This is a genomic window from Anaeromyxobacter sp. PSR-1 (assembly GCF_000964525.1).
GTDB lineage: Bacteria > Myxococcota > Myxococcia > Myxococcales > Anaeromyxobacteraceae > Anaeromyxobacter.
Window position 1 is genome coordinate 20115 of sequence record NZ_BAZG01000039.1, and the last position, 8410, is coordinate 28524.

Annotated in this window: 8 protein-coding genes; all 8 read left to right on the forward strand. The window is 71.8% G+C overall.

Annotation, left to right across the window (positions count from 1 at the left end):
• Positions 1 to 27 precede the first annotated feature (27 nt).
• The 8 genes from mdh (at position 28) to PSR1_RS08745 (ending at position 8268) form a co-directional block, all read left to right on the forward strand.
• Complete coding sequence (gene mdh, locus PSR1_RS08710) at positions 28 to 966, forward strand: malate dehydrogenase (RefSeq protein WP_011420682.1); 939 nt, start codon at positions 28 to 30, stop codon at positions 964 to 966.
• 77 nt (positions 967 to 1043) lie between these two features.
• Positions 1044 to 2210: an ADP-forming succinate--CoA ligase subunit beta gene (gene sucC / locus PSR1_RS08715; RefSeq protein ID WP_059437215.1), complete on the forward strand. Its 1167-nt coding sequence runs from the start codon at positions 1044 to 1046 to the stop codon at positions 2208 to 2210.
• A gap of 42 nt (positions 2211 to 2252) precedes the next feature.
• Positions 2253 to 3281: a succinate--CoA ligase subunit alpha gene (gene sucD, locus PSR1_RS08720; RefSeq protein ID WP_059437216.1), complete on the forward strand. Its 1029-nt coding sequence runs from the start codon at positions 2253 to 2255 to the stop codon at positions 3279 to 3281.
• A gap of 103 nt (positions 3282 to 3384) precedes the next feature.
• Complete coding sequence (gene ndk, locus PSR1_RS08725) at positions 3385 to 3828, forward strand: nucleoside-diphosphate kinase (protein WP_059437217.1); 444 nt, start codon at positions 3385 to 3387, stop codon at positions 3826 to 3828.
• Between the two features lie 174 nt (positions 3829 to 4002).
• The gene (locus PSR1_RS08730; protein ID WP_237757879.1) at positions 4003 to 5361 is read left to right on the forward strand and encodes a hemolysin family protein; all 1359 of its coding nucleotides are present in this window, start codon (positions 4003 to 4005) and stop codon (positions 5359 to 5361) included.
• 12 nt (positions 5362 to 5373) lie between these two features.
• The gene (rlmN, locus tag PSR1_RS08735; protein WP_059437219.1) at positions 5374 to 6492 is read left to right on the forward strand and encodes a 23S rRNA (adenine(2503)-C(2))-methyltransferase RlmN; all 1119 of its coding nucleotides are present in this window, start codon (positions 5374 to 5376) and stop codon (positions 6490 to 6492) included.
• A 47-nt stretch (positions 6493 to 6539) separates the two neighbouring features.
• Positions 6540 to 7484, forward strand: coding sequence for a PfkB family carbohydrate kinase (locus PSR1_RS08740; RefSeq protein WP_059437220.1), 945 nt, complete (start codon positions 6540 to 6542; stop codon positions 7482 to 7484).
• Between the two features lie 49 nt (positions 7485 to 7533).
• On the forward strand, positions 7534 to 8268 hold the full coding sequence (locus PSR1_RS08745) for a metallophosphoesterase (protein WP_059437221.1): 735 nt from the start codon (positions 7534 to 7536) through the stop codon (positions 8266 to 8268).
• Positions 8269 to 8410: the final 142 nt, after the last annotated feature.

Genomic DNA, 8410 nt, shown 5'->3' on the forward strand with positions numbered 1-8410 from the left:
GCGGCTTCCCAACCCCGGAGAGACCACATGGCCCAGCGGAAGAAGATCGCGCTCATCGGCGCGGGACAGATCGGCGGCACGCTCGCGCTCCTGGCCGGGCAGAAGGAGCTCGGCGACGTCGTCCTGGTGGACATCATGGAGGGCGTCGCCAAGGGCAAGGCGCTCGACCTGCAGGAGACGCGCGGCGTCGGCAAGTGGGACGTGGACGTGACCGGGGGCGGCACCACCGACTACTCGGTCATCCGCGACGCCGACGTCTGCATCGTGACCGCCGGCGTGCCGCGCAAGCCGGGCATGAGCCGCGAGGATCTCCTGAAGGTGAACCTCGACGCGATCACCAAGGTCGCGCACGGCATCAAGCAGTACGCGCCGAACGCGTTCGTCATCGTCATCACGAACCCGCTCGATTCGATGGTCTACGCCATGTACAAGGTCACCGGCTTCCCCAAGAACCGGGTGGTCGGCATGGCCGGCGTGCTCGACACCGCGCGCTTCCAGTACTTCGTGGGCGACGCGGCCGGGGTCTCGCCGCAGGACGTCCAGGCGATGGTGCTCGGCGGCCACGGCGACGACATGGTCCCGCTGCTCCGCTACTCGTCGGTGGCCGGCGTGCCGCTCACCCGGCTGCTCGACAAGGCCAAGCTCGACGCGATCGTGGAGCGCACGCGCAAGGGCGGGGGAGAGATCGTCGCGCTGCTCGGCACCGGCTCGGCCTTCTACGCGCCGGCCGCCTCGGCGATCGCCATGGCGGAGTCGTACCTGCGCGACAAGAAGCGGGTGCTGCCCTGCTCGGCGCTGCTGGAGGGCCAGTACGGGGTGAAGGGCCTGTTCGTCGGCGTCCCGGTGGTGATCGGCGCCGGCGGCGTGGAGCGGGTGCTCGAGCTCGAGCTGAACGACGACGAGCGCGCCATGCTCCAGCGGTCGGTGGACAGCGTGAAGAAGTCCGTCGCCGAGACCAAGCTGTAGTAGGTTTCTCGGGCCGGTCGTTCGCCCCATCCGGGGACGACCGGCCTTCGTCGTCACCACGAGAGAGCGAGCTCGGCTTGAAGATCCACGAGTACCAGGCGAAGGAAATCCTGCGGAAGTTCGGCGTGGCGGTGCCCCGCGGCTACCTCGCGGTCACGCCGCTCGAGGCGGAGGGCGCGGCGCGCCAGCTCGGCGGCGGCATCAGCGCGGTGAAGGCGCAGATCCACGCGGGCGGCCGCGGCAAGGGCGGCGGCGTGAAGCTGGCCCGCTCGCCGGACGAGGCCCGCCAGCACGCCGAGGCCATGCTCGGCATGATGCTGAAGACCCCGCAGACCGGGCCGGAGGGGCAGGAGGTCCGCAAGGTCTACGTCGAGGAGGGCTGCCGGATCGCCCGCGAGCTGTACCTCGGGATGACGCTGGACCGCGAGATCGGGCGCCTGGCGGTGATGGCCTCGGTCGAGGGCGGCGTGGACATCGAGGAGGTGGCGGCGAAGCACCCCGACAAGATCCTGCGGGAGTGGATCTCGCCGCTGACCGGCCTCATGCCGTTCCAGGCCCGCCGGCTCGCGTTCGGCCTCGGCCTCACCGGCGACTCGGTCACCGCGTTCGTGCGCTTCGCCACCGGCCTGTACAACGCCTACGTGGCCACCGACGCCTCGCTCGCCGAGATCAACCCGCTCGTCATCACGGTGGGCGGCGAGGTGCTCGCGCTCGACGCGAAGATGAACTTCGACGACAACGCGCTCTACCGGCACCCGGACATCGCGGCCATGCGCGATCCGGACGAGGAGGATCCGAAGGAGACGCAGGCCAAGGAGTACGACCTCTCGTACATCGCGCTGGACGGCGACATCGGCTGCATGGTGAACGGCGCCGGCCTGGCCATGGCCACCATGGACGTCATCAAGCTGTCCGGCGGCCAGCCGGCCAACTTCCTCGACGTGGGCGGCGGCGCCGACGAGGACAAGGTCACCGCGGCCTTCAAGATCATCCTCTCCGACCCGCACGTGAAGGCGGTGCTGGTCAACATCTTCGGCGGCATCATGAAGTGCGACGTGATCGCGAACGGCATCGTCGCCGCCGCCAAGCAGGTGGGGCTCTCGATCCCGCTGGTGGTCCGGCTCGAGGGCACCAACGTCGAGCTGGGCAAGGAGATCCTCGCCCACAGCGAGCTGAAGATCATCCCCGCCGACGATCTCGGCGAAGCAGCCCGGAAGGCCGTCCAGGCCGCGCGGGCCGCCTAGATCCAGGTCCATTCGTCGCGCGAGCGGCGGGAGGCACACGCCTTGAGCATCCTCGTAGATCGCAACACCCGGGTCCTCGTCCAGGGCATCACCGGCTCGGCCGGCAGCTTCCACACCGAGCAGATGCTCGCCTACGGCACGAACGTCGTGGCGGGCGTGACGCCCAACCGCGGCGGCACCCGGTTCCAGGGGACGGTCCCGATCTTCCACACGGTCGCGGCGGCGGTGAAGGAGACCGGCGCGAACGCGGCGGCCATCTTCGTGCCGCCCCCGTTCGCCGCCGACGCCATCATCGAGGCGGCCGAGTCGGACATCGAGCTCATCGTGGCGATCACCGAGGGCATCCCGGTGCTCGACATGGTCCGGGTGCGCCGCTACGTCGAGAGCCGCCCGAGGACCCGGCTCGTCGGGCCGAACTGCCCCGGCGTGATCACGCCCGGCCAGTGCAAGATCGGCATCATGCCCGGCCACGTGCACCGGCCCGGCCGCATCGGCGTGGTCTCGCGCTCCGGCACGCTCAACTACGAGGCGGTGAAGCAGCTCAGCGACCTCGGCCTCGGCCAGTCCACCTCGGTGGGCATCGGCGGCGACCCGGTCCACGGCACCGACTTCGTGCAGGCGCTGCAGCTGTTCGAGGACGATCCCGAGACCGACGCGGTCATCATGATCGGCGAGATCGGCGGCGGCGAGGAGGAGAAGGGCGCCGCGTTCGTGCGCGAGCACATGACGAAGCCGGTGGTCGGCTTCATCGCCGGCCGCACCGCGCCGCCGGGCAAGCGCATGGGCCACGCGGGCGCGGTGATCTCGGGCGGCGCCGGCACCGCCGACGCGAAGATGGCGGCCATGCGCGAGGCTGGCATCGTGGTGGTGGACGGGCCGCACCTGCTCGGCCGGGCCATGAAGGACGCGCTGTCGCGGCGCGCCCGCCCCAAGCCGGTCAAGGCGCCGCCCGCCGGCAAGCGGCCGGCCGCCCCCGCGCCCGGCAAGAAGGGCGCCGGCGCGCGCAGCGCCGCGCCGTCGCAGCGCGGCGGCAAGGCGCTCAAGAAGGCTGCCAAGGGGGAGCGCGACTAGCGCGCCCCCGAGGATCCAGGGACGCTCGCGCCCCCGTGCTCACGGTGAGCCGGGGGCGCGGCTTTCCCGCAACCCGGAACACGGAACGAACGGAGAGCATCACATGGCGATCGAGCGCACGCTGTCCATCATCAAGCCCGACGGCGTCGAGAAGGGCATCATCGGGAAGATCATCGGCCGCTTCGAGGAGAAGGGCCTGAAGCCGGTGGCGATCCGGCTGACCCAGCTGTCGAAGGCCGAGGCCGAGGGCTTCTACGCGGTGCACAAGGCCCGGCCGTTCTTCGCCGACCTCGTGAAGTTCATGACCAGCGGCCCGGTGGTCCTGATGGTGCTCGAGGGCGAGAACGCGGTCGCGCGGAACCGCGAGATCATGGGCGCCACCGACCCCAAGAAGGCCGACGCGGGCACGATCCGCAAGGACTTCGCCACCGACATCGAGAAGAACACGGTCCACGGGTCGGACAGCGCCGAGAACGCGAAGATCGAGGTCTCGTACTTCTTCCCCGAGGTGCAGGTCCACGCCTACGAGTGGAAGAAGCTCGGCTAACCGGCCGATCTTCCTGCACTCCCGGGGGCGTTCCCCCGCTCGGCCGGGCGCGCCGCGCCCGGTTCGGGCTAGAATGCACGGACCCGTCCCGCCCCAGGGACGGGTTTCGTCGTTTCAGGGGAACAGGAGAGCCGCAGTTTGGACGCAGTACCGACATGGAAATGGTTGCTGGGGGTGGCGTTCCTCGCCGCCTCCGCCTTCTGCTCGGGGACCGAGACGGCGCTGACCGCGCTGGGCGAGCCCCGGGCCCGGCAGCTCCGCGAGACCGGCGGCCGGCGGGCCCGCCTGCTGGGGCTGTGGATCGAGCACCCGGAGCGCGTGCTCTCGACCCTGCTCATCGGCAACACGCTGGTGAACGTGGGCGCGGGCGCGCTGGCCGGCTCGGTGGGCGCGGACCTCGCCGCCGGCGGCGGCTGGGCCCACGGGACGCTGGTCGCGATCGCCACCGGGGTGACCACGGTGGTGATCCTGTTCGCGGGCGAGATCGTCCCGAAGACGCTCGCCAAGCGCCACCCGGCGCCGGTCGCGCTCTGGGCCATGCCCATGGTCCAGGCGCTGTGCCTGGCCATGTGGCCGCTGTCGGCGGCGGTGACCCGGCTCACCGGCTCGGTGGTCGGGCTGCTCGGCGGCGGCAGGGCGCCCACGCCGGCGGTCACGAGCGAGGAGATCGAGTACCTCATCGAGATGGGCACGCGCGAGGGCGTGCTCGACGAGGTGAAGGAGGAGCTGCTCAACAGCGTGCTCGAGTTCGCCGACCGCGTCGCGAAGGAGGTCATGATCCCCCGCACGCGCATGGTCGCGGTGGACCGCGCGGTGGAGCCGGACGAGCTGGTGCGGATCGTCACCGAGAACCCGTACAGCCGCATGCCGGTGTACGAGGGCTCGATCGACAACGTGGTGGGCATCCTGCTGGTGCGCGACATCATCCAGGAGCTCCGGCACGGGCCGCTGCGGCGCATCGCGCTGGACCGCTACCTGAAGCCGGCGTTCTTCGTCCCGGAGCAGATGAAGATCTCGCGGCTGCTGAAGGAGATGCAGCGGCGGCGGACGCACCTCGCGGTGGTGGTGGACGAGTTCGGCGGCACGAGCGGCCTCGTCACCATGGAGGACGTCATCGAGGAGATCGTCGGCGAGATCCAGGACGAGGCGGACGTGGAGGCCGCGCCGGTGAAGGCGGTCGCGCCGGGCGTGTGGCTGGCGGACGCCGCCATCCCGCTCCACGACCTGCAGGCGTTCCTGAACGAGCAGCGGGACGAGCCCGCCCCGCGCCCCGCCGGCGAGGACGCCCCCGAGCCCGAGGAGGGCGAGCCGCCGCCGGAGGTCCGCTTCCCGGAGCAGGGCGACTACGAGACGCTGGGCGGGTTCGTCACCGCCACCGCCGGCCGGGTGCCGCCGGTGGGGGCCATGCTGGCCTGGGACGGCCTCACGTTCACGGTGCGCGCCGGCGACGAGCGGCGGGTCACCCGCGTCGAGATCGCGCGGCGGGGCGACGCCCCCGCGCCCGAGGTCGCGCCGGCCGCCGCCCGGTCTTAGGAAGACGCCCGCATGGACGTCCTGCACGACGACACCCCCGACCTCCGCTCGCTCCCGCAGGAGCGGCTCGCCGCCCTGATCGCCGGCCTGGGCGAGAAGCCCTTCCGCGCCCGCCAGGTCTACCGGTGGCTGCACCTTCGCGGCGCCGCCTCGCTCGACGAGATGACCGACGTCCCCCGCGCGCTGCGCGAGCGGCTGGCGGAGGGCACCCGCCTCACCACCCTCGAGCGCGCCACCGAGCAGCGCTCCGCCGACGGCACCATCAAGTGGACCTGGCGCACGCGCGACGGGAAGCTGGTGGAGTCGGTCTACATGCCGGAGACCGACCGCAAGACGCTGTGCGTCTCCACGCAGGTGGGCTGCGCGGTGGGCTGCACGTTCTGCATGACCGGCACCATGGGCCTCGCCCGCAACCTCACGCCGGGCGAGATCGTGGACCAGGTGCACCGCGCCAACCGCCGGCTGATCGAGCTGGGGGAGGGGGAGGGGCCGCGGCCGCTCACCAACCTCGTGTTCATGGGCATGGGCGAGCCGCTCGCGAACTACCGCAGCCTGAAGATCGCGCTCGACCTGCTCCTGTCCGAGGACGGCCCCAACTTCTCGCACCGCCACGTGACCGTCTCGACCTCCGGGCTCGTGCCGGTGATGCGGCGGCTCGGCGAGGAGACGCAGGTGAAGCTGGCGGTGTCGCTGAACGCCACCACCGACGCGCAGCGCGACGCGATCATGCCCATCAACCGGCGCTACCCGCTGGCCGAGCTGCTCCGCGCCTGCCGCGAGTTCCCCATGAAGCAGGGGCGGCGGATCACGTTCGAGTACGTGATGCTGGGCGGCGTGAACGACGCGCCGGAGGACGCCGAGCGGCTGGCGCGCCTGCTGCGCGGCATCCCGGCCAAGGTGAACCTCATCCCGTACAACGAGAACCCGGGCCTCGGGTTCGCCGCCCCGGCGCCCGGCGCGGTGGACCGGTTCCGCGACCTGCTCGTCGCGCGCAACGTGACCGCGGTGGTCCGCAGGAACCGCGGCACCGACATCGCCGCCGCCTGCGGCCAGCTCGCCGCGGAGGGCGGCCCCGGCGATCCGCGCCGGCGCGCCGCCGCGCCGTTGACCGGGACGCCCGCGGCGGGCTAGGTACGGGGCGCCCGCGGCTCCCGGCGGGCGGAAAGGCACGATCCCGGATGGCCCTGCTCGTCGTCGGCTCCGTCGCGCTCGACTCGCTCGAGACCCCCTTCGGCCGGCGCGAGGACGTGCTGGGCGGCTCCGCGTCCTACTTCTCGGCCTGCTCGAGCTTCTTCGGCCCGACGCGGCTGGTGGCCGTGGTGGGGGAGGACTTCCCGGAGGAGCACGTGCGCTTCCTGGCCGGGCGCGGCGTGGACCTGGCCGGCCTCTCGCGCGAGCCGGGCAGGACCTTCCGCTGGAAGGGGCGCTACGAGTTCGACCTCAACACCGCGCACACGCTCGACACGCAGCTCAACGTGTTCGCCGGGTTCCGGCCGGTGCTCCCGCCGACCTTCCGCGGCTCGGAGTTCGTGTTCCTCGGCAACATCGACCCGGACCTGCAGCGCGCGGTCCTCGACCAGGTGGAGCGGCCCCGCTTCGTGGGCTGCGACACCATGAACTACTGGATCACCTCGAAGCGCGCGAGCCTGCTCGAGACGCTGAAGCGCGTGGACATGCTGTTCGTGAACGACGCGGAGGCGCGCCAGCTCGCCGGCGAGCACAACGTGGTGAAGGCGGCGCGCGCCATCCTCTCGCTCGGGCCGAAGGCGCTGGTGGTGAAGCGCGGCGAGTACGGGGCGCTGTTCTTCTCCGGCGACGAGGTGTTCGCCGCCTCGGCCTTCCCGCTGCCCGAGGTGTTCGACCCCACCGGCGCGGGCGACAGCTTCGCGGGCGGGTTCATGGGCTACCTCGCGCACCGCGGGCGCGCCGACGCCCCCACCATGCGGCGGGCCATCGTGCTCGGGAGCGTGCTGGCGAGCTTCGCGGTGGAGCAGTTCTCGCTCGACCGGCTCCGCACGCTGCGGCCCGAGGAGATCCGCGCCCGCTACGCCGAGGCGCGCGGCCTGGCGCACTTCGACGACCTGGAAAACGATCTCTTCAACGGCGTCGGAACCCCGGGTTGACCTCCGATCCGCGCGGCGGCTACCATGCGCCGCCCGGCACGGGTCGAGCATGCGCATCGGGATCATCTCCGACATCCACTCGAACCTCGAGGCCTTGAGCGAGTCGCTGGCCGCGCTGGAGCGCCTGCGCCCGGATCGCATCTACTGCCTGGGCGACGTGGTCGGCTACGGCGCGAGCGTGAACGAGTGCTGCGCGCTGGTGCGCAAGGTGGCCGAGGTGACGCTGCTCGGCAACCACGACGCCGCCGTGGCCGGGCGGATGGACTACAGCTTCTACTACGACGCCGCCCGCCACGCGCTGGACTGGACCGCGGCGCGCATCGACCCGGACCACCTCGAGTGGCTGCGGGCGCTGCCGTACACGCACCGGCTCCCCGGCGTGGGGCTCAGCCACGGCAACCCGGCCGCGCCGCAGGCGTACGAGTACGTGTTCGCGAAGGAGCAGGCGAAGGACCTCGTCCCGCACCTCGACGGGCTCGAGGACGTGAACTTCGTGGGCCACTCCCACCTGTGCAAGTCGTTCGCGATCCACCCCTCCGGCGACGTGAACGAGGTGGTGGCGACGCGGTTCGGCCTGCGCCGCGGCTACAAGTACGTGATCTCGGTGGGCTCGGTGGGGCAGCCGCGCGACTGCGACAACCGCGCCTGCTTCGTCACGTACGACACCGAGGAGCGCGTGGTGGAGTTCCACCGCGTGCCCTACGACATCGAGACCGCGGCGCAGAAGATCTTCGACGCCGACCTCGCCCTGAACTTCGGCAAGCGGCTGTTCCTGGGCGTCTGATCCCACGGATCCGCCCGCCGCTCACACCACGCTGAGGTGGGTGGCGAGCCGGAACCCGGTGGTCAGGCCGTCGAGGTCCATGGCGGCGACGCGCAGCGCGCCGTCGAGCGCCAGCCGGGCCGGGGCGACCGCCGGGATGGCG